The organism is Neisseria sp. HMSC075C10, assembly GCF_001815615.1.
In the GTDB taxonomy this organism is placed as follows: Bacteria; Pseudomonadota; Gammaproteobacteria; order Burkholderiales; family Neisseriaceae; genus Neisseria; species Neisseria subflava_A.
In genome coordinates, this window is record NZ_KV821264.1 from 2,019 (window position 1) to 27,434 (window position 25,416).

Here is a 25,416-nt window from a genome sequence, read left to right on the forward strand (position 1 = left end):
TCGGTTTTAACGCTTTCAGGTACTTCGGCCAATGCTTGAGTAGCAAAAGCCAGAGGAGCAGCGGCAACAACGGCCAGTTTTGCGCCGTATTTACGGCAAGTGTTCATCAATTTCATGATGTTTTCCTTAACGAAATGTTTAAAAAAATGTGTTTGCGGGCTATGTGAAGGTTTTAGAGACCGCCCGCCGAGCCTCTTAAACTTAATCTTCTTTTGTATAAAAACTGAAAATTAAAAATTCGCCGCCGATTTCTTCAATCGCCGAACTGAAAGCATCTTCATAACTTTCATATTGACCGGCAGATTTAATGTTAGGCGTAAAGCCAATATCGCCGAATGGATCGGGATAGATAAATTCATGGTTTTCGAGTTCTTGTACAATAAATTTTTGCTGATACTTACTCATGATTCAGCCTTTCTTAGGCTTTGGGCGCTGCGCCTTTAACCTGAAAATCAAGCAATTTTGGAACAAGGCCTTTACCTGTTGATTCCATTGCAACGGTTACGTCAACCGCGCATGGGAATTTAAGATTTTTCAGCTTGTCGAAATTATGGCTATCGCCAAATTTCATGCTTGCCGCGGTAAAGCCTACGGCATTGCCGTTTGAAGGCATGGGGCTGGCTACCAAAACAGTGCAAGAATCGATTTTGTTACCGTCGATTTCGCCTTTAAATTGTTTTGCGCCCAACAGGGTTGATGAATACGTGGTTACTTGGCTTTGCTCAAACATTTTGAATTTCCTTTACTTGTTTAAAAAATTTGAAATAATTTTCTCTTCGAGTTCGATGTCTTTAATGTGTTGTTTTTCCCTATCTTGTGGGAATGCGGTTTCTTTCTCATCAAGCAAATCATCAAGTAATGTTTGCATGTTCAAATCATCAATTGCTTTTTGCTCTTCGTGTATATACTGAATCTTTTGTGTCTGATCTCTACAATCGTATTGTTCAGGTTGTAACCCTTTGGGATAACCTTCAATGCCTTTTACAAGTTCATCGACGATTTTTGTATCATCCCAGCCTATATCGCGGAGGAAATTAACCATCTTTCCAACCTGATTACGCGCATGAAACAGTTTATGATCGAAAGATAGATTTACTGTTTCTGTCTTGGCATCCATCCGCTTGGATTCTGTTTTGAATATCGCCGTACATATCGGATAAGCACCACCAAGATACGAACCGGGATAAAGCAAAACATCTAAGGGAATTTCTATATCGCCCGCCCGAAATTCAGTTTCAAACCTGACCCAAGGACTGTTAACATCGCCAAATTGTTTTCCTTTCTCATAAACACGTGTAAATTTAGAATTTCCGCGTTTACCTACATAAAATGTTTTGCCGCTACCATCATCATTGCGCCATGCAGTACCTCGGCATTCGCTTTTAGGCCTCATGTTATGCACGTCAAAATGACCGTTATCATGATCAAGTAATGCCTGATCGGGTGTGTATTCGCCATTAAAAAAATCATGGGCTACGTCAACACGGGTAATTTTTGGACGAATGCACTTACTTAAAAACTCATACAGTCGGTTTTCCCAACCGGGTATAGCAGCCTGACAACCTGTACCATTCAATTCAACCAGCATTGTTTCTCTCTGACCGCCGTAATGAACTTTTCCGTATTCGACGTTATCCGGGCCAAGTTGGTAACAGCTTTTATAGAAAAACTTTCCTTTGAACGGTAATTTTTGTGTAATACCAAAACCTAAAATTTCTTCTAACAGCTCGCTATACTTCACAACGAATTCCGTATCGGATACCAATCCTTTACCTGTTACTTTCGGCAAACTGTCTTCGTGAATTGTGAAAGTGATTTGGTCAATAAATGCGCCGTCATCCCTTCCTCTTCTTAACGGTATTTCAATGAATTTACCTTTTCCATCCGATACGAAATGGCTGAAATATTCAAATTCGAAGTCTTGGTTCTCCGATTTTTCCGCACCCTTCGGATTAGGGGTTTTATTTTGCTCCCCCCCTATTAGCCTAGGGGGGCAGCCTTCGGCGGTTGTCGCAGCCTTGCCGTCCGCTGGCGCGGCCGCCATGTCTGTGCCTACCGCCACGGCTTTATCTTCCCAAGCTTTCACGTCTAAATTCCTCATTCATCAATTCCCTTACTAGAAGTCTTCCGCATTCGTTTGCGGCATTTTCAGCCTTGTGTTTTAAAGCTGGATAAGAAATAGGAAAGCAAAGGGTTTTGACACATTGAGATTCATCATTTATATCCTTGAAAACTTTGAGGATATAAGACTTTGGAAAAGATACTGGTTCGGGATTTACGGTATAGAAAATAAGCATAATTAAAGCCCCTTCACTGGCTTAGTTAAGGGGCTTTACAAGAATTAAGAATATGCGCCCCTGATGGAACGCAATATATAAGGCCGTCTGAATGCTTGAAATTCAGACGGCCTTTAATGTTTTGTCTTAGAACAACGAGGCCAACCAAACAAACAGGATGGTCATTGCAATGGTCAATGCGCAGCCGATTTTGGCCACAGTGCCGATGATGAAGCCGATAAACGTACCGATACCGACTTTGCCTGCCTGCCAAGTGTCTTTGCGTGCGATAAATTCTCCGATGGCCGCACCGGTCAAAGGGCCGAGCAACAAGCCGGGAATAGAGAAGAATGCACCGACGATACCGCCGATAAATGCACCCCAAACCGCGGTTTTACTTGCTCCAGTATATTTTGCACCCAATGCCCCCGCCACATAGTCCATCGCAGTACCGAATACGGCAACGATGGCCAAAAAGGTCAGCGTACCCGAGCCAAACACTTGATAATCGCCGGCATAACCCAACAGCCATGCGCCACCAAACATCAAACCCAATCCGGGCAAGGCAGGGTAAATCGTGCCTAAAATGCCGACAACAATGGCGATCAAGCCGAGAACGATGAGAACAGCAGTCATGAGGTTCCTTTTGAATTTAAGAGTGTAATAACGGCAGTATTATGGGCACGTTTTGTTATATTTTCATGAGAGATTGTGCAATAAAATGAAAAATTATCCGGAGGAGTGCCCAATTAAAATCAATAGATAAATATCTGAGCGAATTATTGTGAATCACGCTCTGAATGATTGAATAAATTTCTATTCAAATATAAAAGCAGGCCTACCAATACGGCCAAGCACACTGCAACCCAATACGCATCTGTATAACCAATAGCCTTTGCCAGACGTAGGGCGGCGAAACCGGCCGCGTAACTGCCGAGCAGGACGACGGAAAATTGCAGGCTGCTGTCGAGTGCAGCGGTGGCGCGGTCGGATTTGTCCATCACCAAGGCCAGTATCACCGGCAGCAGCAGCGTGTAGCTCAGGCTCAGGGCAATGATTTGCGCGGGCGGCAGCCAAGGGTGGACGCGGGCGAGCGCGTCGATGGCGGTCATGGACGCCAAAAGCGGCAGTTGCAGCGCGTAGAGCAGGAACACGAGTTTGCGGCGCGGATAATTGCGCGAAAACCAGCCCGACAGCGGCGTCACAATCAGGCAGGCAACAGGAATACCTACCGCCAAAATTCCGCCCGTCTGTTTCGGAGTGAAGCCCAAATCCGCCAGCTTGGGTACAAAAGTTGCCGCCATAAACGCATATGGCGCGGCAACGGCAAATAGAAAAACCAGCCATCGCCAGCCCGTTTCAGGCTGCCGCCAAAAGGAGACCAGCCGCGCCGCCAACGCTGTCCAACTGCCTTGCGCCGTCGGGCTTTCCGGCTCGCGGTAGTACAAGAGTTGCAGCAGCATCAGTAGGCTGAACGCCAGCATAAAGCCGGCCGCCGCCGTCTGTCCGTATTCCTGATACAGCCACAATACCAGCGCGCCGCCGATCATCTTGCCGCCGCGTGCCGCCATCGTTTGAATCACGCCGCCGAAACCGCGTTCGCGGTGCGGCAGGACGATGCACGACAAACCCAGCATCGCGCAGCCGTACACCGCCGACATCGCCGAGAGCAGTACGCAGCAGGTCAAAAGCAGCGCGAAGTTCTGCGTTATGTCGGTACAGGCCATCAGTCCGAATACTGCCGAAAGCCCCAGCGTCGCCGCCAGCAGCCAGCCGCGAAACCGCCCGAACCACCCTGCCGGCCGCCGCTCCATCAGTGCGGCAAACAATACCTTCGCCGCTTCGATACCGCTGATTAAATGTATCCAGCTCAGTTGGTTCAGGCTGTAACCGTGATTTTTCAAAATAGCGACCAGCGCGACCAGATAAAAACCGGTTAGCGTGAATTTGTAAGTGCTGCCGCCGATAAGCAGCAGCCAGTCGCGTGAGTTTGGGGAAGTCTGATTGTCGGACATCACATGATTCTTTTGAAGATGAGGCAAATAAAGGGACAAGGCCGTCTGAACATATTGGGTGGCAATACTTGATTTGTATTTAAATAGGTTTAGTATCTTTTCAGACGGCCTTCAACGCTTCTTCTGCACGAAGCAGGGCGGTTGTTTCATCTGCTTCGACGATGTAGTTCACACCCAGCGCGGGGCCGAGTTTGGACGATTGTTCACGGAAGAACGCCAGTTGCGCCGCGTCGGGTTCGATAAGGAGCATGGCGGCGCAGCGTTCGGACAGTTGCGGCCGGTGTGCCTTTATCCATTCGATGTAGGTTTTGCGATCGGCAATGCGCTGTTCGTCGCTCACCTGCCGCCGCATCGGGGTGCAGACGGTGGCAAAGCGGGGGTTTTGGTTTAACAGGGTTTCGAATTCGGTCAGCCAGTCGGCGAAGTCGGCGACGTGGGTCAGGTCGGTCAGGTAGATGGTGCCTTCGGGCAGGGTTTTGGCGGGGGTGAAGTAGTGCATGGGATTCCTTTGGGTGTTTTGGAGGAATAAACGGTAGGTCGGGCATAAATGTCCGACCTATGTTTTTTCAGACGGCCTCCATCATTTCAGCTTCATTTAAAACTTCCATTCCGCGCTCACGCCCATGCTTCTGGGGCGTTGGTAGAGCGCGTCTTGGCGGTCGGCGCTGGAAATGAATATGGGTTGGCGGCGGTTGAACACGTTGTCGGCGTAGAGCGAGACGCGGCCTTGTTTGAAGTTGTAGGCGGTGTAGAGGTTGACTTGGTTGTATGCGCTGATTTTGCCTGATTCGGCATTGTCGGCAGCGGAGTAGTAGCCGCCGTAGAAGCGCACATCGCCGCCGGCTTCCCAGCCTTTGTCGTTCAGGTATTTCACGCCGATGTTGGCGGTGTATTTGGGCGCGCGGCCGAGTTTGTTGCCTTCGATACCGCTGTCGGGATAGCTTTTGATTTTGGTGTTGAGCAGCCCCAGTCCGGTGGTGAGTTTCAGGCTGTCGGTCGCCTGCCAGTCGGCGGTAAGTTCTGCGCCGTATGTGTGGACTTTTTTGGCGTTGCGGATGACGACGGAGTTGGTGCCGAGATAGAAGGGAAGCTGCATGTCGCGGTAGTGGTTCAGGAACAGGTTGCCGGAGAGTTGCAGGCGGCGGTCTGCGCTGCGCCAGCGGGTGTACCACTCGTAGTTGTTCACATATTCGGGTTCATAAGTGTAGGTTACGACGGGGCGGCCGAAGGTGATGCCCGCGCCGCCGGGGTTGTAGCCGCGCGCGGCTTTGATGCCGCTGACCCATTGGTCGGTGGGTTTGAAAGCGATGTCGATTTTGGGCAGGAACACGGTCTGGCCTTTGTCTAAATCGAGGTGCAGTGCGCCGCTGCCGCCGCTTCGTTTGTGCGTTTCTTTTTCAAGGCGGGCGGCGGCAGTGATGTCCCATTTTTCGCTGGGGCTGTATGTGGTTTCGGCAAACAGAGCGCGCACGTTGTTGCGGTCATCAAAGGTGTTGCGACCGCCGACGCTGCGGATATCCACCCATTCGTCTTGTTTGCTGTGGAAGTAGTGCAGCCCGGCAAGGCCTTTCAGACGGCCTTTGTTGGAAAAATGCAATACCGGCTCCCATTGCAGTTCGCGGCCTTTGAGTTCGGCGGGTACGCCTTGCGGGCTGACGGTCATCGGCAGATGCAGCCGCTCGTTGTGGTAGCGGCCGTAAACCAGTTTGTTTTCCAGTTTCAGATAGTCGTTAAGCTGCCACGATACGTCCCAGATGCCTGATGTCGAGCCGGTTACGAACACGGGCTTTTCTTTTAAAAAACGGCGGCTGGCGGTGTTACCCATGATTTCGTTTTGCGGCGCGCGCGAACGGATGTGGTTCAGCGTCAGGCGGCTGTAAAAATCGGGATGGCTTTCGGGCGTGAGCAGGAGTTTGAAGCGCACGTTGGAGTTTTCCACGCGGCGCGGGTTGCCGGTCGGCTCATAGGACACGAACGGCTCGTAGCTTTCGCGCTGCTGCCGTTCCGCGCTCAAGCGGAAGGCAAGGTTGTTTTTCACAATCGGACCAGACACTACGCCGGCAATGTTGCGCGTTTTCTGGTTGCCCAAACCCAAGCGCAGCGCACCTTCCCATTCGTTGGTCGGGTCTTTGGAACGCATCACCACCGCGCCCGCCACAGCGTTCTGCCCGCGCACATGGCTTTGCGGCCCGCGCAAGACTTCCACTTGCTGCATATCCCACAGCGACTGCGTGCCGAAGGCGTATTCGTTGTAAGTGGCGGAGCGGCCGTCTATGGACAGGTTCAGGCGCGGCCGCGTGCCCGCAAAAAACACCACCGCACCGACGGCAGGGCCGGAGCCGTCCACGCCGCGCACGGTCGGCAAATCGTTGCCGCTACCCAAGTCCACCGTGTTCACAGTCTGTTTGAGCAGGTCGGTTGCGGAAAGGTTGTGGCCGCTGCGGTCGATGTTCGGCGTGGAGAAAACGCGGTTGGACGTGGCGGTTTCAAAGCCGCTGCGGTTGGTGCGTTCGCCGGTGACGACGACTTCTTCTAACTGCACCTGTTCCGCATCTTGCACCGCATCGGCGGCATAAATCCATTCGGAGGCGAAAGCGGCAGCAATCAATAGGGGGAGGCGGCGGAGGGTGTGTTTCTGCATTTCCTTATCCTTTCAGACGGCATACGTCGGGGTGGATTGAACATCAGGTAATCCAATTGCTCCGTCAGTATGCAAATATTTGTGTTTACATATTTACATAAAACAAACTATTAATGTAAAGTATAAGAAATAAGAAACAGGAATGCAAGTGTTTATCATTCACTTTACTTCCCTCTTATCTTGTGAATTGTCCAAAAAAATCCCTCTCCTATTTTTGGGAGAAGGTTGGAGGAGGCAGATTCTGTAATCTTCATGAATTTGGCCTGCTAAGCATCCGACAGCCTCTATCAGTAGGGCAGTGAAGGAATAAGGAAAGAGGCCGTCTGAAACGCCGCCGTATTGCCATTGCCGCCGTGGGGAAATATGAAACCTAATGAGATAAATATATAGGGAATGATGAGATAAATGGGAAGAAGTGGGAAGAAGTAGGATGATGGGGGATAGGAAAAGTGAAAAAGAGTTACAGGTAGTGAAACAAAAAACGGACGGGTTTTCTCGTCCGTTTTTTGTTGTCAGAGTCCTTTTTTGAGGGCGGCGATGGCGATGTCTAGGATTCGGCGTTCGGCGTCTGGTTGGGGTTGGTTGTTGCCGTTGATGGGGAGATAGGGGCGCGCGGGGAGATTGGTTTTGTGGCCGCGACCTGCTTGACCTCCGAGGTGGTGGATGGCGGCGTATTTTTTGTTGCTGCCGATGCGGGCATAGTTGCTGCCGACCTGTGTTGTCAGGCTGGCGGCAAGTTGCCCACTTTTTTGCAGGGTTTTGCCTCCTTCGTCTGCGGCGCGACGGCTTTGTTTCCATTGCTGTACGCCCCAACTTTCGGATTCGAAGTTCTCTTCGGTCATAGACAGCAACTCAGTGGCGATGCCTCGCATCATGGTGCGGGTGTTAGAGGCATTTTTGAGCAGTGTACTTAAACCGTGATTGAGCCGGTTTGCGTCTAATTTAATTTCAAGCATGGTCAGATCCCCAATAATTCACGTACCCATGCCAACGATTCGGGGGTTAAGGCGTTTTTGAATTTTTGGTTAGTCATCATGGTCTTGATGGCGATACGAGCGATGTCCGGATGAGTTGCCTGTGCTTTGTCTACGGCGATTTGCGCCATGCGAGACAGCATAGATTTGCCTTGGTTGGCATTGAAGCCTGCGTTTGGGGCGATAAATTTGTTATTAATACGGATGCCGGTACGCTGTGCGTAACGATCCTCGCCGGTATAGGGATTTGAACCTATATCGACAGTAATGGTTTCAAGCGTCGGACGGGGTTGGACGCGCCCTTCGCCCGCACTGCGCGACAGGGGTTTGACGCGGCACCGACAGCGGAAATCAAGCGGCGGATATAAGGTATCCCAAACAGGGTCGTCTGCGGCATAGACACGGTTGTGCATCATACGGTGGGTTTCGCGGGTGCGACTGTCGTTGATGGCAACGTACTGCCAATAAGGGTGCGTATCGATGGAGTCCATCATTTCGGCGTAGCGACCCGCCATGTAAGCTGACTGCATATTGGTCAGATAGATGGTTTTCAGGCGGTGGGGGCTACCGAGCTGTACGCTTTGGGTTTCGCCTTCGGGATTTTCAATTTCCTGCCTGCCCCACCAGCCTTTGCGTTGCAAGACGGGGGCGAGTTCGCGGCTGAACTCTTCCAGCGTCCGCCCTTGTTCAGCGGCATCGACGACGGCGGAATAGATGTCTGAGAGCACATCCATTTTGGCGGTTTTGGCCACCGTAAAAGCAGTGGCGTGCGCGTCGTTCAACATATCCTGCCAGTCCCAAGATACGGCAATGCCTTTTTGCTTTAGATAGGCGACGGCGGCTTCCGGCGTCATGCCGAAGACGGCTTTAATATCTTCGGAGTTCACGATTTAATCTCCCGTGCTACTTCAACTTTGCCAACCAATTCGGAAAGAAAAATCAGGCGTGCCAACTCGTTTTGTAAGGCAGTATCGTCCATATTCGGATAGACGGCGGACAGACGGTCAAGCAGGTCTTCGGCGGTTTCTCCCTGCCTTAATTCGGCCACTAGAACGGCAGTCAGCCGTTCGCCTTGTTTATTCAGAATGCCTGTATCGGGGGCGAGTCCGTCGATGATCAAACCTGCATCCATCAAATCAACCTCGGCGAAATCGGCAGTTCTGCCCTCTCGGGTTGGTTGGACTTCGTCCGCCAAATCGCCGTCCTCAAGGCCGTATGTGCGCTGCCAGTATTGATTGGTAAACTTAGCACCGGCATCCACCATCATCTTATCTCTTTCGGCACGCTCTTTTGTACCGCTCTCCTCGTTTTCAAACAGCACGAATTTCGGCGCAGATACATCTCCGAAATTAATCTCTACCACCCACTTTATCAACTGATTTAATGCCGCCTCAACAATACGAGTATCGCCGTCACGGATGTCGTCCGTAACCTCCAAACCGGCGGTAGCGCTGGCATGGGTGCTGTCTTTTTCGGTGGTTTGGTCTTGTCCGAGCAGTGCAATGCTGATTTCGGACCGGCAATAACGGATGAGCTTGTCGTAAGCATCAATAGATGATGCCTTGCCGCTTGCCTCGTGGATTTCAACGCTGGAATCGCTGGGGATAGTGCCGACACTGTTACCTATCAAGGCTTCGAGCGCGTCCAGCAGTTTGTCGGTATCCTGCGGGGTATTGGAACGCGGCTCTTTTCCGATCAGCCAAGGAGCACCGTATTTCTCTGTGAACTGCATCCAAAATTTAAGGCCGCCGCGTTTGAAGGTGACCAGCCAAAAAACCAAGCCTAAATCGCCTAAGCCGTAGGGGTTAAGATAATCTGCCTCATGTGTCGGGCAGAGAAACTTATAAGGTGGGGGAATGGTATCGGTCAGGCCGTTTTGGATGTAACGCAACTCGCCGTCGTCGTTGAAGGCAAACCACTCTTGCGGTTTAGCGATCATTTTGTCCGGCAGCCATGCAGAATCGGTACGCCAAATCAGCTCGATCGGCTGATAGCCGTAAAAAACGGCGTTTAAAACGTCTTTAATCAGGCGGTACACATCGGTTTCAGCCAGCCAGCTATCAATAAAATCACGGATATTTTGGGGCGTATCTTCGCCCTCAAGCCGCCATTCGAGACGTGCGACGGCGGCTTTTCGGCGGCGTACCAACGAGCCGACCAAGGGGTCGCGCATCAGCTCGCGGTAAACCGAGATTTGCCTGCCCATTTTGCGCAAAACGGGGTCGGGATTAGGCAGCCAGCCGTTAAAACCGCTGAAAAACTGGCGGGAAACGGCGAGATGGGCAGATAAATCCTGCGGTTTGAAGGTCATGATGCCTTGACTGGTTTTGAGTTTGAGGTGGGGTTTGGGCATGATATGTACTCTTTAAATACCTTAATAACCTTTGGTTAATGCGCTTTTTCGGCGGATTCGGCGGCTGGCCACGCGTACCGGTCCGGTATTGAGTTCGCGGCTGGCGTAATGGGCAAGGACAAAGGCAATCGCTGCGTCGCCGTGGCGTTTTTTGCCGTCTTGACCTTTGGTTCGGGTGTCTGGAATACGAGGCACGCCTTTGACTAATTCGAACGCACGTAAATCGGTGAGGATGTCTTCATCTCGTGGTAGGCCGTCGAGTGTGCCGTCTTCGAGGGCGGCTTTGAACGGAGCGGTATGGGTGCGGTACCAGTTTTCCGACAGCATCACAGCTTCCACCACTTCTGCGCCGAACGCATCGCGCATGGCTTCTGCCAGAGATTGACCGTTGCCTCGTGCATCTAAAGCCGCGCCGCGCAGATTGGGTAGCTTGGCCAACAGGTGCTGCATAATTTGCTCCTGCTGGGCAAACGGCATATTGCCCAGCTCCAAAACAAACGGCGGTTTTAAAATCAGGTCTTTGCTTTGTAAGAGCGGAACAATCACGGTGCGGTCGCCGCTGCGGGCAAAGTCTTCGCCGACAAAGGAAACCTGGGTTTTATCCAAACCGTCGAGCAGCGGCTGCAGGGTATCGGCTATCCAGTCGGCCACCTCCGTTGCGCGGCGCGGTTCGGGCAGCAGGCCGAAATCGTCGGTCTGGTCGTAGCGGATAACCGGCGTGTATGGGGTCATACGGCTTTCAATTAAGGCACGGTTCAACCATTTGCCGCCGCCGTTTTTCGGGATACAGTCCAACTCTTCGCTGGCATCTTCACCGTAGAAATCACGAATTTCCTTACACCACGCGGATTCACCTTGGGGTGTCCAATCCTTGCCCAAACGCAGACAGATACGGCGGTACAAACCTTGTTCAACCGCTTCGTCAAAGGTAATGCGGTGGACGGAATAAGGTTTTTTCCCTGCACGCACATCGTTAATCAACTCGTTGAACGGGTTGTCTACGCCGTCATGCGTAGAGATGATATGCACCTGGCCGCCCCACATCAGCAAGGCCATTGCCGCTTTAAGCAATTCGCCAAGCTGTTCGTGGAACGCTGCTTCATCAATAATCACGCGGCCTTGTTTACCGCGTAGGTTGGAAGGCCGGCTGGATAAAGCGGTAATGCGAAAGCCGGAAGCAAAGCGGATAACGAAGGCTAACACGGCCTGGCGGTCGTCGCCTTCGACAAACACTTCCTCGGTTTCTTCGATTTCGCCTGCCGCCAGCTGGTAATGCTTCGCCCAGCCTGCACAGTCGCGGATAAACTCCAAGGCCATGTCTTTGTTATAGCCGATGTACCATGCGTCCATGCCTTTAGCGGATGCGGCCAGCAAGGCGGTGTCCGCTGCTTCGCCCCAGCTCAAACCGATACGGCGCGATTTTTCGCACAGCTTCACAGGTGACTGGTCGGCGCACCAAGCCTGCTGATACGGCAATAAGACCGTAGGGGTACGGTCTGCTGATGGGCGGGTATTTCGGATTTCAGACGGCGTCATGATGCAATCCCTAAAATATGCTTGCGGATGGCTTCGACCGATTCTTCAGACAAGCCGCCTTTCTTGGCCTGCTTGGCTACATCTTCGGCGGCCGCCTGTACTTTGGCTTTGACCTTGGCCTGATACTCTTTCAGGCGTGTGCTGGCGGAAATCAGACCGCTAATTTTCTTCGCACCCTCGGCCATCACGCCGAAACGGTCGAGCGCGTTTAATTCTTCGCTGTCCATCTCGCCTATGGCTACCAATGCGTCGAACAGTTCGGTTTGCAGCATGGCCATCAGGGCTTCGCTACGGGTATCGCCTTCATCGGCTGCGCCTTCGGCAATCAGTCGCGCGGCTTCGGTGCTGGATTTGATGGCAGCAAAACGACGTTGCACTTTTTGGCCGTAGCGGTGGGCGGCTGAGCGGCTGATTTCATAGCCTTGGTCTTGCAGCCATTCAGCAATGGCTTGGTAGTCTGAAAAACCGTTTTCTACCAGCTTCCGTTCAAATTCATGTCGGACGGCTTCGGGGAGTTTTTCAATGCTGCTGCGTTGCGCCATGCCTAGCTCCATACTTTCTCAGGCCGTGCAATACCGGCACGGCACTCCACCGTATATTCGGCAATATCGACACCCAAGCTGGTCAAGTCGGCAAACCACAGGCCGTGCGGGGCTTTATTGAGGTCTACCATTTTGCGGTCAGCCAGATAATCAAGTTGTTGGCGTAGCTCCAGTGCGGTGGTTTGCGGATAAATCGCGTTCATGATGTCCAACAAGAAGGTTTCGCTTGTCGTGTGCGGTCGGGCTTTATTAAGGGTGTTGATAATGTTCCAACGCATACCCTCGCGCCGTTGTTTGGCGATCAGTTCCTGGCTAATCATTTTTTTACGCTTTCCATTTTGTAGATTTCAGTGAGTTTTTCTGCGACGTTGTCGAGTTTGGCTTCGAGGACGACTTGATTACGGATGTAGTCTTCGCGCAGGACGTATGTGAGCGGCAGGCCGGCATTGAATTCCGCCAGTTTGTTTTCCATGATTTCGACTTTACCCTGTAGGCGTTCCTGCTGTTTTTGGCGTTCGTCCTGCTGCTCGCGGAATTGAGCCAGCAGCATTTTGCCGAAGGTGAAACAGATGCCGAGGAATGAGAGTAAAAAGCCGACAAGTTGCCAAAACTCGATGTGAATAAAGGTTTTTTCCATTTTTAAGGCCATCCGTGTTCAAAATATTCTTGGCAGACAACGCAGCGCGTACAGCCTTTGACTGCCTGTTGTCTTGCTTTTGGTATCGGTGCACCGCAATCTTCACAATGACTGAGGCTGGCGGTGGTTTCAGACGGCGGTTGATGCTTTGCCAGGGATGCTGCGAGAAAGATGGCTTCGCGTTCGGATGCGCGGTCGGCAAAATCAGTCATTTTTCAGACGGCCTTTCTTGTACCATGTCTGCCAGCCGGAAATTTGTTTTTCCAGTTTTTGGCAGTATTCGCCATAGCGGACGGCGTGGTTTAAAAGTTGTTCGGGAGAGCCGCCACTCAGACGCTCGGGGCGTTCGTGAACGAGCAGCAGCTCGGAAGAGACGGGGGGGATTTCCGCAACGGTAACGGTTTTAATCGTGGCCGAGGGCACGGTTGTAGAGTTGCACGCTGTTAGTGCCAAGGCCGTTAAAACGGTTGCCGTCTTTTTGTACAGTTTCATCAATCTGCTTCTCCAATTGAGCCGCTTGGCGGCCGATTTGCTGATAGGCGGTTGCCAAATCGCGGCTTTGTGCTTGTGCGAAATCAAACCAACGCTGTTTTTCTTCATTAGCCGCTTTGAGCTTTTCGGTATAGAGCTGCTCGGCGACCAAGGCTGAAGCCTGATAAGTAGCAATGACTTCGGCTTTTTCAGCTTCCGCCTTCTTTGCTGAGGACTTATAGCCGCAGAAATAAATCGTTGGTACTGCACCTGCTATCAGCAAAATCAGAATCAGGGTCTGCCAAATAGGGTTAAGCGTTTTCCACATCGTCTTTTCCTTTATGGATTTCAGCGACCTGCGGAATCGCCGCGATGCCGCGTTTGATTAATGCATATCCGCCGACCAATGCGCCATAAGCCCACCAGAGCCATTCCGGCGCATCCGCTGTTTGCGAGAACTTATAGGTCATAGAGGCGGCTGCCACGTTTGCCCATAGTTTGGTATGGCTGATTTTCCCTGTGGCCGGATTAGATACCAAGCCGCCCAACCATTTGAAAAAGGCGGTTATTTGCGACGCTTTTTTTTGGCTGCGCGTTTCGCGGCGGCTACCCCGCTCTTGCGGTGGGCTTGCGTCCAGCACCCCTGAGTTGGCATGGCGTAGCGAATGCCCAGGTCGCTGTGGCTGAAATCGGGCAGCATGGCTGCGGTCATTAGGGCGATGAGTGACTTTTTTGACATGGTTTGTCTCCCTTTAATCGGTGTTATCTGCAGACGCATGAATCAGGTTTTGCGCCACGCGACGAATCCAGCCTTTGCCAAAAGATCCGAACGTACCCAGCTTGGTATAAAAGACCAGACGCTCGGCGTTGAAACGGAGCAGGAGATCATTTTCAGGAAGTGAATTGATGGCTTTGAGGCTGACTGCTCCGATAACGCCGTCGTCCGGTACGCCAACGGCGCGTTGCAGCATACGGGCAGCATTGCCATGACCGTGGTTGATGCAGGCATCGAAGAATTGGAACGCAACCGCTTCCGGCATTTGATCGGCGTGGTAACGCTCCCAAAATGCTTGACGGTAAATGCCGATCGCCTGTTCGCGCGTCATGGCACGCATAGAGCCGTTGTAGCCGTTTGCCTGAGCAGTGCGTTTGGTAATGCCCCAGTTGGTCTCGCCGCCGGGGTCTTTGGGATGATTGACGTAGCCGCCCTCGTGGGAGAGGACGCGCTCAATGAATTGGTTGAATTTGGTGGACATAAAAAATCCCTGTATCTATTGATAGGTACAGGGATTTTAGGTAAGGCTGTCTGACTAAGCCTTTAATGCGGGTTAAAACTTAATCAGTAGAGAGAGATGTGAGGATGATTTTTTTAGGCTTACGAGAGCCATTTTGCTTTAAGTCATACTCAACTGTTACATTTGCACGGATAGTAGCATTGTTAGCCAGCCTATTCAAATCAATATCTTCAGGCAGTTCTAATCGAACACGTGATGGAACAATTTGGTCTATGACTGCATACCACCCTGAATTTTTATCACGGTCAGTAGCACGAATTTGCACATCAATATCGGTGTAATCTTCAGTCAATGGCGTATTACGTAAGTCCACATCTTTAGGCAAAGTTGCTACAGTTTGTTGTGCAACGGGTTCAATCCGAACATCATCTGTCCCAAGGGTAATACTGCCATTATTTTTACTTGCTGGGGCATATACTTTTGCCACATTTTCTGCAGTTTTTTGCTTGCTGCTTCCTGTTACTTCTTTTACCACTGAAACCAAATGTTCACCATCCAGTGCGACAGAACTATCAGCATTAATGACGGTAACGATGTTGTTGGTTATTGCCTGCTTCTCTTGTGGCGGGTTTTTAAACAAGAGATAACCAGCGCCTACCCCTAAAAGTGTAGTCATTGCAAACATAATGATTTTGGACATATTAATACTTCCGTCCTGATTTTCTGTTCCTAGAAATTTTCGTATTTTAAGACAAAATTCATTATAAGCATCTTCATCTTTGAAAAATAAATTGAAAATCAGTTTTTCAAGGAAAGATCCTCTTTCAATTTCAGATACAGCTACTTTGATTTTTTGGATTTTGACATCAAACAGCTGATTCAAAATCGCCGGAAGATAACTACTTGTCAGTGTTTCATAAGCTTTTAGAGAACTAATCAAATCAGCGACTAAAATAGGCTCATCAAAGGTATAACGAAACTCGTGTGATACAGCAAAAACGGAATATTCCTTTCCATCTACAATAGAAATACTTTTCTCAATCATCATTTCCCTTTCTATTTTTTCTACTTAATAGATTTACTCAGCTTTTGCCGTCAAAACCACGCTCGGTAAATTGGTAACAGTGACTTTATAAGCAACCCCACCACGCGCCCATTCTCGGGTTGGCTCTTTTTGAGCATTATGGCTGTCAATCGCCATTTTGATTTGGTCGCCGGTATCACGCAGCAATGTGCGGTCTTCCGGGGCGGTTGCCGCAATCAGGGCAGCGGCGGCTTTGGACAGTTTTTCCGCTTTTTGAGGCACTGCATCTGTGTTCCAGACTACTCGGACGGCGGTAATTTTGTCGGCTTTATCGGTATCAACGGTTAATGTGAGGCCGTCTGAAAAGTCATGCAGCAGATTCTTCCCTTCCGCATTATTGGTTGGGGATATATGTTCAGGCAGGGTCAGCCCGGTTTTTTGGTCGGCAAGCCCTTTATTGGCTGCTAATTGATAGTCGGTATAGCTTACCGGCATGGTTTTTAATTCGGATTGTGCCTGCTCTTGAGGTTGGGCAGATGCCGGTTGTTCTTCAGCTTGGCCGCCACACGCAGATAATGCAACTAAAACCGATAGTGTAAGTAAGATTTTCTTCATGAGTTTCCCTTGGTCTGATTGGTTTATTTCTTATGCTTTTTCGGACATTTCTTACCGTTGCCGCCGGGGTTGCAGTCGCAGGCTTTCCCATCGCCATCACGATCTAAACTTTTCCAGCCCGGCTTCTTGGCCAAATAATACTTTTGCGCGGCTTGATGTGTCGGGAAATCTTTGCATTTGGCTGCAGCAACAGCCTGATGCGGCATCAATAGACATAAAACAGGCAGTAATGCCGCAAAAATTTTTTTCTTCATAAGTTGTTTTCCTTTGTTAGCTCAGGTCTTTTGAGATTTGGATCACTTGTCCGATGACCTGAATATCGGGGTGGTCTGCCAACATCAATGACATCGGCGGATAGGTTTCGTTGTCCGAAATCAGCAGCAGGCTGCCATCAATCTGTTTTTGGATGCGTTTGACCCACAGTGTGTCACCGGAGCGGATTACGTAAATCTGTCCGTCACGCGGGTTGTTTTTAGAGGTGTCTACCAAGAGTGTGTCTTTACTATGAATGGTGGGCTCCATGCTGTCTCCTCGTGCGGTAACGCAATTGAGGTCTTTGGCGAACAGGCCGCGTAACTTAAGCCAGTCTTTGCGATAAGCCAAGTGGTTGGCCGGTTCTGCCACTCCATAGGCGGCCGCGCCATTCCCTGCGGACACTTCTACGTCATACATGGGAATGTATGCGTATTCATCTTTGTCAATTTCCTCTATTGGGTGGAAATTCCCTCCTTTTCCAATCAGCCAGTTTGCATCTATTTGAAAATTTTCCACTATGGATTGGATCATTTCTAGCGGCGGACGCTGCTTTCCTCGCAGTACATCCTTCAATCTGGTTGGTTTTTCTCCAATTTTTTCGGCAAATTCATCAAGTGTAATCTTATTAAATTCAATAACCTGCCTAATTTTCTCCAAAACCATGCCTAAAATTCCTCAAATAAGTGGAAATAAACCTTGCAATAGTGGGATATTTCCACTATTATTTACACAACATTTAACCAAGATTGTTTAAATCTTTAAACAATCAGGAATTTTAACACGAGAACGAAACAGGAGATATTCCGTGAAAGCAGAAAAAATAAAAGCAGGTTTCCGAGAGCGCGGTGAAACGATTAAGGATTGGTGCGATGCGCGTGGCTATGACCCGACTTATGTGTCTCGGATTTTGAATGGAAACGTTAAGGCAAGCCGTGGTAAGGCGCATGAAATCGCGGTTGAGTTGGGGATGAAGTCCAAATTGGATGAAGTGAAACGGAGTGCGTGATGAGTGCCAAAGGTGTACGACTTTTGAAAGTCTTTAAGGCATTGGAAGCCCATCCGATTATCGGCATCAGTAACAAGGAAATTTCAGACGGCCTCGGTATTTCGCCGGTACATGTCAGCCGGGACTTGGAAGACTTGATTGCCGAGGGCTTAGTGGTCAAGCTGGATAACGGAAATTTTGCTTACAGCATTAAAACCTTGCAAATCGCGGAACGTTTCAGACAGCAACAAGAACGTTTGACTGCACGATTGCAGGAAATTGAACAACGAGTTTATTAAATGCGACGACGTCGTCGCATTTGCAGGAGATAAAAATGGAAGTATTAGGACACGCGGTTGGCGCAACGGCAAACGAACTGGCAATACACAGCATGGCGGTTATGGATCGTTTTTCAAATGGCGAGGCTTACAACGAGGCTGTTTGGATTGAACGGGGACGCTTTGCGGTACGCCAAACAATGGAAGGTATGTTTGAGCTGGGTCGCGCACTCATCATCATTAAAGAGCATACGCCGCATGGCCGTTTTGCTGAGATTGCCGAGAAAGAGTTTGGCTTAGGCCGCCGTGAATCGCAACGCTTAATGAATGCCACGTTGCGCTTTATTGACCCAAAAATGAAACAGGCGCAGCCACAGCTGATGAAACTCGGAAAGTCCAAACTGCTGGAGCTGCTGGTGGAAGATGACGACACCTTGTTGGAGTTTGCCGAAGGCGGCGAAATCAACGGCAATACGCTTGATGATGTCGACCGCATGACTGTTAAGGAGCTGCGTGTGGCCTTGCGCGAGAGCCGCGAGACGGCGGAAGCGAAAGACAAAGTCATTGCCGACAAGAACAAGAAGGTCGACGAGCTGGCCGAAAAGCTGGCTAAGAAGCAAACCGGTGTAAGAGAGCCGAAGGCGGAAGATGTGGGCAGTGAATTGACGATGCAGTTATCAAGTCTTGAGGTTGGTATCCGCAGTCAAGTGAGCCGTCTGAAAGATTTGTTCGACCAACTTAATGCGCACAGTGAGGCGCACGGGATTAGTCATCAGGCAAAAATGGTCGGGGCGTTGAATCAGATTATTTTGGATTGCAACGGCATCCGCGAGAGCTACGCTCTACCGATGGAAGCCCCTCAAGATGAGACGCCGGAGTGGTTGGGAGAATAAATCATGAACGCCGGATTGGTAGAAAGACTGACTGAAATCGAGGCTCAAGCCGCTTTGCTTGGACGGGGAGAACGGTCGGAGTATCTGAAACGGTCGGCACAGGATTTAGGGGTATCGCTCGCTACGCTCTATCGGAAATTGGAGTCTGTGAGTGTTAAGCCGAGCCGAAAACGGCGAAGCGATGCCGGTAAAACGGAACTGAAGCTGGAAGAAGCCAAACTGATTTCGGCTGTACTGGTGGAGGCCATGAGGCGCAACGGCAAGCGGTTGATGTCGGTCAAGCAAGCAGTGGAGATGCTGCGAGCCAACGGCAAAATCGAGGCGGCGCGGATTGATGAGGAAACGGGGGAAGTAAGTCCTCTTTCTGAAAACACCATTACCCGGGCTTTACGAGAGTACAAGCTACATCCCGACCAATTACTTCAGCCTGATCCTGTCAGCCGTATGAAATCTGAACATCCGAATCATTGCTGGCAAATCGACCCTAGTTTGTGTGTTTTGTATTACCTGCCGCGACACGGCAAGGATACGGGGCTTAGGGTGATGAAAGAGGAGGAATTCTACAAAAACAAACCTAAAAATGTTGTGAAGATTGAGCAAGACCGCGTGTGGCGTTACACCGGCACCGACCATGCCAGTGGAACGATTGTCGCCCGGTACTACTTCGGTGGCGAGACGAGTGCGAACTTGTGCGATTTCTTCATCTTCATGATGCAAGCCAAGGAGGATGTACATAAGGATCCTATACGCGGTGTGCCGCGCATGGTCATGCTTGACCCGGGAAGTGCGAATACGTCGTCTGCTTTTAAAACGCTGTGCAAGTCGCTTGATGTGCATGTGCAGATCAATAAACCCGGGAACCCCCGTGCCAAAGGTCAGGTAGAGAAAGCCAATGACATTGTGGAAACGTCATTTGAAAGCGGTTTGCGCTTTACCGAGGTGCACGATATCGACCAACTGAATGCCCTGGCAGAGCGTTGGATGCGTTACTACAACGGTACACAGATTCACAGCCGTCACGGTATGACCCGCTATCAGGCGTGGAACAAAATCAAACCGGAGCAGCTGATCCTGCCGCCTCCTGCGGAATATTGCCGAGAGCTGGCAATCAGTGCGCCAAAAGAAGCCAAGGTATCGGCTGATTTAGAAATACGCTTCGGCGGTCGTTTCTACAGTGTGAAAGCCATTCAGGGAATATTGGTTGGGCAGAAGGTTTTAGTAGCCAAAAACCCTTGGGAAGAGAACGGAGCGCGAGTAGCAACGTTTGATGCAGACGGCCGCGAAACATGGGTGGCTGTGCCGGAAGTGGTGTTTGACGATATGGGCTTCAGAGCCGATTCGGCAGTCATCGGTGAGGAGTACAAGGCACCGGGCAATACTGCTACCCAGCAACATGCGAAGGAACTCGACAAGATGGCTATGGGTGCGGAAACGCTGGAACAGGCCGCAGCCAATCGAAAAGGCAAGGCTGTACCGTTCGGTGGATCTATAGATCCATTCAAGCACCAAGAAGATACGCTCGCTACACGCAATACGCTCTATTTGGATCGTGGCGGCCAGCAGATGGAATACAACCGGATGGAAGTCGCCGAGCAGGTATTGAGCAAGGTGGAAATAGCGAAGCTGTTGAAGCCGCGTATCGAAGCCGAAGGTGGCGACTGGAAACAGGCTGTTGCGCTCATTACCAAACACTACCCAGGCGGTGTGGCCGCCAGTCAGTTGGAAGCGGTTTTTGACAAGCTGAAAACGGCAGGCCGTCTGAAATTACATAAAACCGGTTAGGCAAATGCGACGACGTCGTCGCATTTGTAGAGGATTAAAAATGGAAGCAATAACTATCTCTAAACATGAGTATGAAAATTTGAAAAAGCTGGCTGAATCTGCACGTGCTTTAAACGACTTTTTCCTGCCGAAAGTGAATTACGGCGCGAGTTTTTTAGATGCGGACGCACTGGCGGCACTGAGTGATTTTTCGGTCGAAATCGGAAAGGCTGCCGGAAATGAAGACAACGTTTAAGCAAATCGGCAAATCCTATGCCGCCGCCGCAGCCGAAATCGGATGCAGCAAGCCGATGCTGGTGGCGGTAGTCAATCACGGGCAATGGCCGAAAAAAAACGCAGCCGAGCTGCGAAGGAAATTGAAACAATTTTTTGAAAAGAATGGTGCGGAAATCCCAGCGAGCCTGAGAAACGAGCCGGAAACCGCACCTGCCCAAGCAACTTACGAAGACAAGGACAATGAGATGTTACTACGAAAAGCAACCCTGAACCAAGCCGCAAAACAGCATTTTGGATTATTCCGCGACCCGTTCAACGATGAAATCCAGTCGGCAGACGATGTGTATATGACGTCAGATGTGCGTTATGTACGTGAGGCAATGTTTCAGACGGCCTGTCATGGCGGTTTTGTGGCGGTGGTCGGTGAAAGCGGCGCGGGTAAATCTACACTGCGCGAAGACCTGCAAGACCGTATCAACCGCGAAGGCCGTCAGATTGTGTTGATTGAGCCTTATGTGCTGGCAATGGAAGACAACGACCAAAAGGGCAAGACACTCAAAGCGGTACATATCGCTGAGGCAATTTTGGAGGCGGTTGCGCCCGGAATAAGCCCAAAACGCAGTCCGGAGGCTCGTTTCCGCCAAATTCATCGCGCTCTGACTGAAAGCGCAAAAGCCGGTAACAAGCACCTGCTGCTGATTGAAGAGGCTCATGGCCTGCCTCTGCCGACCCTGAAACACTTGAAACGCTTTTTTGAGCTGAAGAACGGTTTTGAACGACTGCTCGGGATTGTCTTAATCGGTCAGACGGAGTTGGCGCAAAAGCTCAGCGAAAACAATCCTGCTGTGCGCGAGGTGGTGCAACGTTGCGAGGTGGTTACCCTCCTGCCTCTGACTGACGGCAAGCTGGAAGGTTATTTGAAACACAAGTTTGCCCGGGTCGGTGCGGATGTTTCAAAAATCTTGAACCAAAGTGCAGTGGATGCAGTAGCGGAACGTTTGACTGTGAAGAGCAGAACGAGCAAAGGGATTGAACAGAACAGCCTGCTCTATCCTCTGGCCGTCAATAATCTTGTGGCTGCGGCGATGAATCAGGCGGCGGAATTGGGGTTTGAACTTGTTGACGGCGATGTGGTACGGGGGGTGTGAGATGAGTATGCGTACGAAAATTAAAGTTATCTGTTTGTGTTTCATCGTTGGGGCTGGTCAAGCTTTTTTGTGGGAAACCATTAGCAGTAAATCTGTACAGCCAAACTGCGATAAAGAGGTTGCCGACCAGTTATGGGAGGCGGTGTATGGCGGAATGAGCGATACGGACAAAATGGCAGGCGTGGTTTTGGAGCCCATCGGAGCGGAAAAATGAACAGGGATTACAGCAAAATCAAAGTGTCGGTATGGCGCGAAAAAGGCGGTCATCTTGTCACTGAGCTGACAACGCTGTCGGGTAAGTTTGTGATGATGTATGTGTCATCTCGGCTATCGGATGAAATTGAGGATGTGGTTCAGACGGCATTGCGGTGTTTGAGCCGTAAGGATTTGGAGATGGTGAGATGAAAGTACGCTGCCCTACCTGCGGTGCGGTGATGAGCTTGGATGTATTAATCGCCCATGATGATGCCCGCGAAGCCCTGATTGCCCTGACCGGCATTTCGGACGAGCTGGTCAAAGCGATATTGCGGTATTTGACACTGTTTCGTCCGGCTGAAAAGGATTTAAGTTTTAACAGAGTTTCAAAGCTATTGGGAGATTTGCTGCCTATGATTCAGGCAAGGATGGTCGAGCGTAACCGTAAGCAATATGCAGCTCCCCGTGAAGCATGGATTTGGGCTGCAAACCGATGTATTGAGGCGCGTGACTCAGGCCGTCTGAAAACTCCACTGACAAGTCACGGATTTTTACTGGAAAACATTACATTTTGGCAGCCGGAAAGAATGGCTTCAACTCCTACTGTCTGTAATGCGGCTGAATCAGGGACAAAGCTTCGTACCGGTGTGGGGAATTTGATGGAGTGGGCAGGAAATGGAGAACCAGCATGAATGGTTGAAAAAGGAAATCGCCAAAGGGTTTATGTTGCTATCTGCCTTAAATCTAAAAGGCCGACCGGCTGCTAAAGACCTGACGGCGGTAGCCCAAGTGTGGTACGGCCTTCTGCTCAAACAAAAATGGCAGCCTGATCGTGATGTATCAAGGGTAAAAATGGCGTTTGAGAGTATCGCTGTCTCACAGAACGAATGGCCGAATCCATCTGACTTAATCCGCTATCTGCCGCCTTTGGAAATAAAGATGGTGCCTAGGTTGGATGAAAAATATACTCCTACTACATACGGTAAACAGCAAGCAAAAGCATTGAAACAGAAGTTGGCAGTATTGAAAACTGCACCCTGTATGAACAGGGATTGGATACACGGCCAACGCCACCGGACGGTGGATGAATGTAGAAAGATATATGCCGACAGGCAGAAAGGTATTAAAAATGAATGAACTGGATTTGAGCAAATACCGCAAAGATGCAAAAGGTAATTTGGTGCCGGTAGACAATATTAAGGAAATGGATTTATTGCGCGACGAGCTGGTCATGGAGCTGGCAGGAAAGGCTCGGTCGGTACAAGAAAAGATTGTGGATTTCAAACGTGGTGCTGTTGAGGATATTGCGGCGTTTGTACAGCTCTCCGCCGACCGTTACGACGTATCGTTGGGCGGCAAGAAAGGCAATGTCACTCTTCACAGCTTCGACGGGCAATATCGCGTAAATCTTGCTATGCAGGACACGCTGGTCTTTGATGAAGGTCTGCTTGCCGCCAAGGCTTTGATTGATGAGTGCATCAATGAGTGGACTGAGGGCAGCCGGACGGAGTTGAAAACGCTCATTAATGCGGCATTCCAGGTTGATAAAGAAGGCAATATCTCTACTGCTCGTGTTCTTGGGCTGCGCCGGTTGGCAATTAAAGATGAGAAATGGCAACGCGCTATGGATGCTTTGAGCGATAGTTTGCAAGTTCATACAAGCAAGCAATTTGTACGGATTTACGAACGTGGTCAAGACGGCGAGTATCAGCTGATGAACTTGGATATTGCGAAAGTGTGACTATGCTGCTGTTTTTATTTTCTGCCTCAATCTTCGTCTATTGGTTAATCCACTTGATATTTCGGGTAGACGATTGGAAAGACCAAGATGAAGACAACTGGCTGGACGGAAAAGATTAAAGAGTTTAACCACGCGGCACGGTCTGCCGCTTTTATTAAATCATTTGGAGTTAATCATGCATAAAACTGAATTGGTGGCCGCATTGGCCGAAAAAGCAAACGTAAGTAAATCTACTGCAGCTGATGTCTTGAATGCCTTTGAGACTGTTGTGACTAACGAGCTGATTGCCGGTGGCGAGGTTCGATTAACCGGTTTCGGTACGTTCTATGTTGTAGACAAGGCAGAACGTCAAGGTCGCAACCCTAAGACCGGCGAGGCATTAGTCATCGCTGCCCATACTACGCCTAAATTTAAAGCCGGTACGGATTTGAAAAAAGCAGTCAATCCATAGCCAGGCTATAAAAAAGGCCGTCTGAAACTTTCAGACGGCCTTTTTTATTTGCCAAATGACTACCGGTAAATGTAGAATCAGGCATAATATATTGATTTATTTAAATATATGAAACAGCGTTTCAGTATGTGAAAAGAAAGGATTAGCATGGAAACGGCAAAAGCGAAAAAACAGCGTTTAATCCGTCTGATTCACGTCGGTAAAACGCAGTTGATGATGGCCGATAGCGAGTACCGTACGCTATTGGCCAATATTTCGCGCGGGAAAACGAGCAGCACTAAGTTGTCGGTCGATGAGTTAGAACTGGTGGTAACGGCTCTGAAGGCGCGTGGTTTTGTAGTAACGACAAAAGCGCAGGCGGCATCAAGCAAGCCTGATTTACCTGTACATATGCCAAACCGCATGATGGAGGCGCAGGTCAAAAAGATACGTGCGCTTTGGTTGGAACTGCACCATTTGGGCGCGGTGCGAAGCCCGTCTGAATTGAGCCTGGCTCGATTTGTCAAACGCATGACGGGCATAGATTATCATGGATGGTTAGGGACTGATGACGCGATACGGGTCATCGAGCATTTGAAGAAGTGGAAAGTGAGGGTGGAAAATGGCGGACAACAGAGTGCCTGAGCTGGTGGCAGACTTGGAAGACCAAGCAGTCGCCTGCTTGATGTCGGTATTGCCGATGGAACGACAGCAAGCAGTCGAGGTATCTAAAAAGCTGTCTCATCATCTGACCAGTAACTGGGGCGGGCAGTTGATTTATTTCCCAAAAAACCTTTTGGGCAGGGTATCTGAGCGCGACCTGAAGATTTATAAGGAGTTTAACGGCAAGAATCATGTGGAGCTTGCCCGCAAATATGATTTGACCGTTCAGCACATCTACCGCATCGTCAAGGAGGTCGGGATGGCGGAGCGGGCAAAAAATCAGGGAGATTTGTTTGTGTGATTATCCGATTTATTCAAGATAGCGGTCAGGATTCGTCCTGACCGCTTTTTTAGCGCATTTATCGGCTCGGATAAGGATTTGCCTATCCAAATGGTAAAACGCGCTAAAAACGCGATTTTAACGCCTTTTTGAACAATCATTCTTTAAGCCGCATTAAAAGCGGTTTCAGACGGCCTTTGCCACAATAGCCTCATCCATCCGATGAGGCTT

General features: G+C 50.1%; 37 protein-coding genes. 14 read left to right on the top strand and 23 right to left on the bottom strand.

All coding sequences use genetic code 11. From position 1 onward, the window contains the following. Window positions 1–201: 201 nt before the first annotated feature. The 23 genes from HMPREF3047_RS06705 to HMPREF3047_RS06815 form a co-directional block, all read right to left on the bottom strand. On the bottom strand, window positions 202–405 hold the full coding sequence (locus HMPREF3047_RS06705) for a hypothetical protein (protein WP_049336678.1): 204 nt from the start codon (window positions 403–405) through the stop codon (window positions 202–204). A gap of 13 nt (window positions 406–418) precedes the next feature. Next, window positions 419–730: a hypothetical protein gene (locus HMPREF3047_RS06710; protein WP_070712770.1), complete on the bottom strand. Its 312-nt coding sequence runs from the start codon at window positions 728–730 to the stop codon at window positions 419–421. A 12-nt stretch (window positions 731–742) separates the two neighbouring features. Beyond that, window positions 743–2,044 carry a replication initiation factor domain-containing protein gene (locus HMPREF3047_RS06715; protein ID WP_168165905.1) on the bottom strand — a complete coding sequence of 434 codons (1,302 nt, stop codon included), beginning with the start codon at window positions 2,042–2,044 and terminating at the stop codon, window positions 743–745. Between the two features lie 379 nt (window positions 2,045–2,423). Continuing rightward, the gene (locus HMPREF3047_RS06720; RefSeq protein ID WP_070712772.1) at window positions 2,424–2,912 is read right to left on the bottom strand and encodes a DUF456 domain-containing protein; all 489 of its coding nucleotides are present in this window, start codon (window positions 2,910–2,912) and stop codon (window positions 2,424–2,426) included. A gap of 143 nt (window positions 2,913–3,055) precedes the next feature. Then, on the bottom strand, window positions 3,056–4,291 hold the full coding sequence (locus tag HMPREF3047_RS06725) for an MFS transporter (RefSeq protein WP_070712775.1): 1,236 nt from the start codon (window positions 4,289–4,291) through the stop codon (window positions 3,056–3,058). A gap of 100 nt (window positions 4,292–4,391) precedes the next feature. Then, the gene (locus HMPREF3047_RS06730) at window positions 4,392–4,790 is read right to left on the bottom strand and encodes a hypothetical protein (RefSeq protein WP_063068105.1); all 399 of its coding nucleotides are present in this window, start codon (window positions 4,788–4,790) and stop codon (window positions 4,392–4,394) included. Between the two features lie 96 nt (window positions 4,791–4,886). After that, window positions 4,887–6,932: a TonB-dependent receptor gene (locus HMPREF3047_RS06735; protein ID WP_070712778.1), complete on the bottom strand. Its 2,046-nt coding sequence runs from the start codon at window positions 6,930–6,932 to the stop codon at window positions 4,887–4,889. A 512-nt stretch (window positions 6,933–7,444) separates the two neighbouring features. Further along, a complete protein-coding gene (locus tag HMPREF3047_RS06740; protein ID WP_070712781.1) occupies window positions 7,445–7,888 on the bottom strand; it encodes a phage virion morphogenesis protein in 444 nt (147 codons plus the stop codon). A 2-nt stretch (window positions 7,889–7,890) separates the two neighbouring features. Next, window positions 7,891–8,793 carry a phage head morphogenesis protein gene (locus HMPREF3047_RS06745; protein WP_070712782.1) on the bottom strand — a complete coding sequence of 301 codons (903 nt, stop codon included), beginning with the start codon at window positions 8,791–8,793 and terminating at the stop codon, window positions 7,891–7,893. Next, window positions 8,790–10,259 carry a DUF935 domain-containing protein gene (locus HMPREF3047_RS06750; protein WP_070712784.1) on the bottom strand — a complete coding sequence of 490 codons (1,470 nt, stop codon included), beginning with the start codon at window positions 10,257–10,259 and terminating at the stop codon, window positions 8,790–8,792. The genes HMPREF3047_RS06745 and HMPREF3047_RS06750 overlap by 4 nt, the downstream gene beginning before the upstream one ends. A 21-nt stretch (window positions 10,260–10,280) precedes the next feature. Continuing rightward, a complete protein-coding gene (locus HMPREF3047_RS06755) occupies window positions 10,281–11,795 on the bottom strand; it encodes a terminase large subunit domain-containing protein (protein WP_070712787.1) in 1,515 nt (504 codons plus the stop codon). Further along, window positions 11,792–12,337, bottom strand: a complete 546-nt coding sequence (locus HMPREF3047_RS06760; protein WP_049322363.1) for a DUF3486 family protein — start codon at window positions 12,335–12,337, stop codon at window positions 11,792–11,794. The genes HMPREF3047_RS06755 and HMPREF3047_RS06760 overlap by 4 nt, the downstream gene beginning before the upstream one ends. 2 nt (window positions 12,338–12,339) lie before the next feature. After that, window positions 12,340–12,657: a hypothetical protein gene (locus HMPREF3047_RS06765; RefSeq protein ID WP_049322364.1), complete on the bottom strand. Its 318-nt coding sequence runs from the start codon at window positions 12,655–12,657 to the stop codon at window positions 12,340–12,342. After that, window positions 12,654–12,974 carry a hypothetical protein gene (locus HMPREF3047_RS06770; protein WP_013448349.1) on the bottom strand — a complete coding sequence of 107 codons (321 nt, stop codon included), beginning with the start codon at window positions 12,972–12,974 and terminating at the stop codon, window positions 12,654–12,656. The genes HMPREF3047_RS06765 and HMPREF3047_RS06770 overlap by 4 nt, the downstream gene beginning before the upstream one ends. A gap of 2 nt (window positions 12,975–12,976) precedes the next feature. Continuing rightward, the gene (locus tag HMPREF3047_RS06775) at window positions 12,977–13,186 is read right to left on the bottom strand and encodes a TraR/DksA family transcriptional regulator (protein ID WP_049332755.1); all 210 of its coding nucleotides are present in this window, start codon (window positions 13,184–13,186) and stop codon (window positions 12,977–12,979) included. After that, window positions 13,179–13,397, bottom strand: a complete 219-nt coding sequence (locus HMPREF3047_RS06780; RefSeq protein ID WP_049322366.1) for a hypothetical protein — start codon at window positions 13,395–13,397, stop codon at window positions 13,179–13,181. The genes HMPREF3047_RS06775 and HMPREF3047_RS06780 overlap by 8 nt, the downstream gene beginning before the upstream one ends. Continuing rightward, window positions 13,378–13,773: a hypothetical protein gene (locus HMPREF3047_RS06785; RefSeq protein WP_049322367.1), complete on the bottom strand. Its 396-nt coding sequence runs from the start codon at window positions 13,771–13,773 to the stop codon at window positions 13,378–13,380. Before HMPREF3047_RS06785 ends, HMPREF3047_RS06780 begins: the two co-directional genes overlap by 20 nt. After that, window positions 13,757–14,086 (bottom strand): hypothetical protein, encoded by a 330-nt coding sequence (locus tag HMPREF3047_RS06790; protein WP_070712790.1) that lies wholly within the window; start codon window positions 14,084–14,086, stop codon window positions 13,757–13,759. The genes HMPREF3047_RS06785 and HMPREF3047_RS06790 overlap by 17 nt, the downstream gene beginning before the upstream one ends. A gap of 111 nt (window positions 14,087–14,197) precedes the next feature. Further along, window positions 14,198–14,701, bottom strand: a complete 504-nt coding sequence (locus HMPREF3047_RS06795; protein ID WP_070712793.1) for a glycoside hydrolase family 108 protein — start codon at window positions 14,699–14,701, stop codon at window positions 14,198–14,200. Window positions 14,702–14,780: 79 nt separating this feature from the next. Beyond that, a complete protein-coding gene (locus tag HMPREF3047_RS06800) occupies window positions 14,781–15,728 on the bottom strand; it encodes a hypothetical protein (RefSeq protein WP_070712796.1) in 948 nt (315 codons plus the stop codon). A 30-nt stretch (window positions 15,729–15,758) separates the two neighbouring features. Further along, a complete protein-coding gene (locus tag HMPREF3047_RS06805) occupies window positions 15,759–16,319 on the bottom strand; it encodes a hypothetical protein (RefSeq protein WP_070712798.1) in 561 nt (186 codons plus the stop codon). Window positions 16,320–16,342: 23 nt separating this feature from the next. Then, on the bottom strand, window positions 16,343–16,573 hold the full coding sequence (locus tag HMPREF3047_RS06810) for an excalibur calcium-binding domain-containing protein (RefSeq protein ID WP_079454253.1): 231 nt from the start codon (window positions 16,571–16,573) through the stop codon (window positions 16,343–16,345). A gap of 16 nt (window positions 16,574–16,589) precedes the next feature. Beyond that, the gene (locus HMPREF3047_RS06815) at window positions 16,590–17,237 is read right to left on the bottom strand and encodes a LexA family transcriptional regulator (protein ID WP_049322372.1); all 648 of its coding nucleotides are present in this window, start codon (window positions 17,235–17,237) and stop codon (window positions 16,590–16,592) included. A 142-nt stretch (window positions 17,238–17,379) separates the two neighbouring features. Here HMPREF3047_RS06815 and HMPREF3047_RS06820 point away from each other — a divergent pair, with 142 nt between their 5' ends. From HMPREF3047_RS06820 to HMPREF3047_RS06885, 14 genes are all read left to right on the top strand, one after another. Next, window positions 17,380–17,580, top strand: coding sequence for a DNA-binding protein (locus HMPREF3047_RS06820; protein ID WP_049322373.1), 201 nt, complete (start codon window positions 17,380–17,382; stop codon window positions 17,578–17,580). Beyond that, a complete protein-coding gene (locus tag HMPREF3047_RS06825) occupies window positions 17,580–17,858 on the top strand; it encodes a helix-turn-helix domain-containing protein (protein ID WP_049322374.1) in 279 nt (92 codons plus the stop codon). The genes HMPREF3047_RS06820 and HMPREF3047_RS06825 overlap by 1 nt, the downstream gene beginning before the upstream one ends. Window positions 17,859–17,893: 35 nt before the next feature. Next, window positions 17,894–18,730, top strand: coding sequence for a hypothetical protein (locus HMPREF3047_RS06830; protein ID WP_049322375.1), 837 nt, complete (start codon window positions 17,894–17,896; stop codon window positions 18,728–18,730). A 3-nt stretch (window positions 18,731–18,733) separates the two neighbouring features. Continuing rightward, entirely contained in the window at window positions 18,734–20,512 is a 1,779-nt protein-coding gene (locus HMPREF3047_RS06835) for a DDE-type integrase/transposase/recombinase (protein ID WP_141756556.1), read from the top strand. A 40-nt stretch (window positions 20,513–20,552) separates the two neighbouring features. Further along, window positions 20,553–20,747, top strand: a complete 195-nt coding sequence (locus tag HMPREF3047_RS06840; protein WP_070646923.1) for a hypothetical protein — start codon at window positions 20,553–20,555, stop codon at window positions 20,745–20,747. Then, on the top strand, window positions 20,731–21,876 hold the full coding sequence (locus HMPREF3047_RS06845; RefSeq protein ID WP_070712801.1) for an ExeA family protein: 1,146 nt from the start codon (window positions 20,731–20,733) through the stop codon (window positions 21,874–21,876). Before HMPREF3047_RS06840 ends, HMPREF3047_RS06845 begins: the two co-directional genes overlap by 17 nt. A gap of 67 nt (window positions 21,877–21,943) precedes the next feature. After that, window positions 21,944–22,090 (top strand): hypothetical protein, encoded by a 147-nt coding sequence (locus HMPREF3047_RS11435; protein ID WP_168165904.1) that lies wholly within the window; start codon window positions 21,944–21,946, stop codon window positions 22,088–22,090. Next, on the top strand, window positions 22,087–22,281 hold the full coding sequence (locus tag HMPREF3047_RS06855) for a hypothetical protein (RefSeq protein WP_070712807.1): 195 nt from the start codon (window positions 22,087–22,089) through the stop codon (window positions 22,279–22,281). The genes HMPREF3047_RS11435 and HMPREF3047_RS06855 overlap by 4 nt, the downstream gene beginning before the upstream one ends. After that, window positions 22,278–22,763, top strand: a complete 486-nt coding sequence (locus HMPREF3047_RS06860; protein WP_070712809.1) for a hypothetical protein — start codon at window positions 22,278–22,280, stop codon at window positions 22,761–22,763. Before HMPREF3047_RS06855 ends, HMPREF3047_RS06860 begins: the two co-directional genes overlap by 4 nt. A gap of 4 nt (window positions 22,764–22,767) precedes the next feature. Next, on the top strand, window positions 22,768–23,208 hold the full coding sequence (locus tag HMPREF3047_RS06865; protein ID WP_349267139.1) for a hypothetical protein: 441 nt from the start codon (window positions 22,768–22,770) through the stop codon (window positions 23,206–23,208). Continuing rightward, window positions 23,201–23,812, top strand: a complete 612-nt coding sequence (locus HMPREF3047_RS06870; protein ID WP_070712813.1) for a DUF3164 family protein — start codon at window positions 23,201–23,203, stop codon at window positions 23,810–23,812. Before HMPREF3047_RS06865 ends, HMPREF3047_RS06870 begins: the two co-directional genes overlap by 8 nt. 175 nt (window positions 23,813–23,987) lie before the next feature. After that, window positions 23,988–24,263: an HU family DNA-binding protein gene (locus tag HMPREF3047_RS06875; protein ID WP_070646936.1), complete on the top strand. Its 276-nt coding sequence runs from the start codon at window positions 23,988–23,990 to the stop codon at window positions 24,261–24,263. A 147-nt stretch (window positions 24,264–24,410) separates the two neighbouring features. After that, on the top strand, window positions 24,411–24,887 hold the full coding sequence (locus HMPREF3047_RS06880) for a gp16 family protein (RefSeq protein WP_070712816.1): 477 nt from the start codon (window positions 24,411–24,413) through the stop codon (window positions 24,885–24,887). After that, window positions 24,865–25,206: a Mor transcription activator family protein gene (locus HMPREF3047_RS06885; RefSeq protein WP_205836768.1), complete on the top strand. Its 342-nt coding sequence runs from the start codon at window positions 24,865–24,867 to the stop codon at window positions 25,204–25,206. The genes HMPREF3047_RS06880 and HMPREF3047_RS06885 overlap by 23 nt, the downstream gene beginning before the upstream one ends. Window positions 25,207–25,416 lie beyond the last annotated feature (210 nt).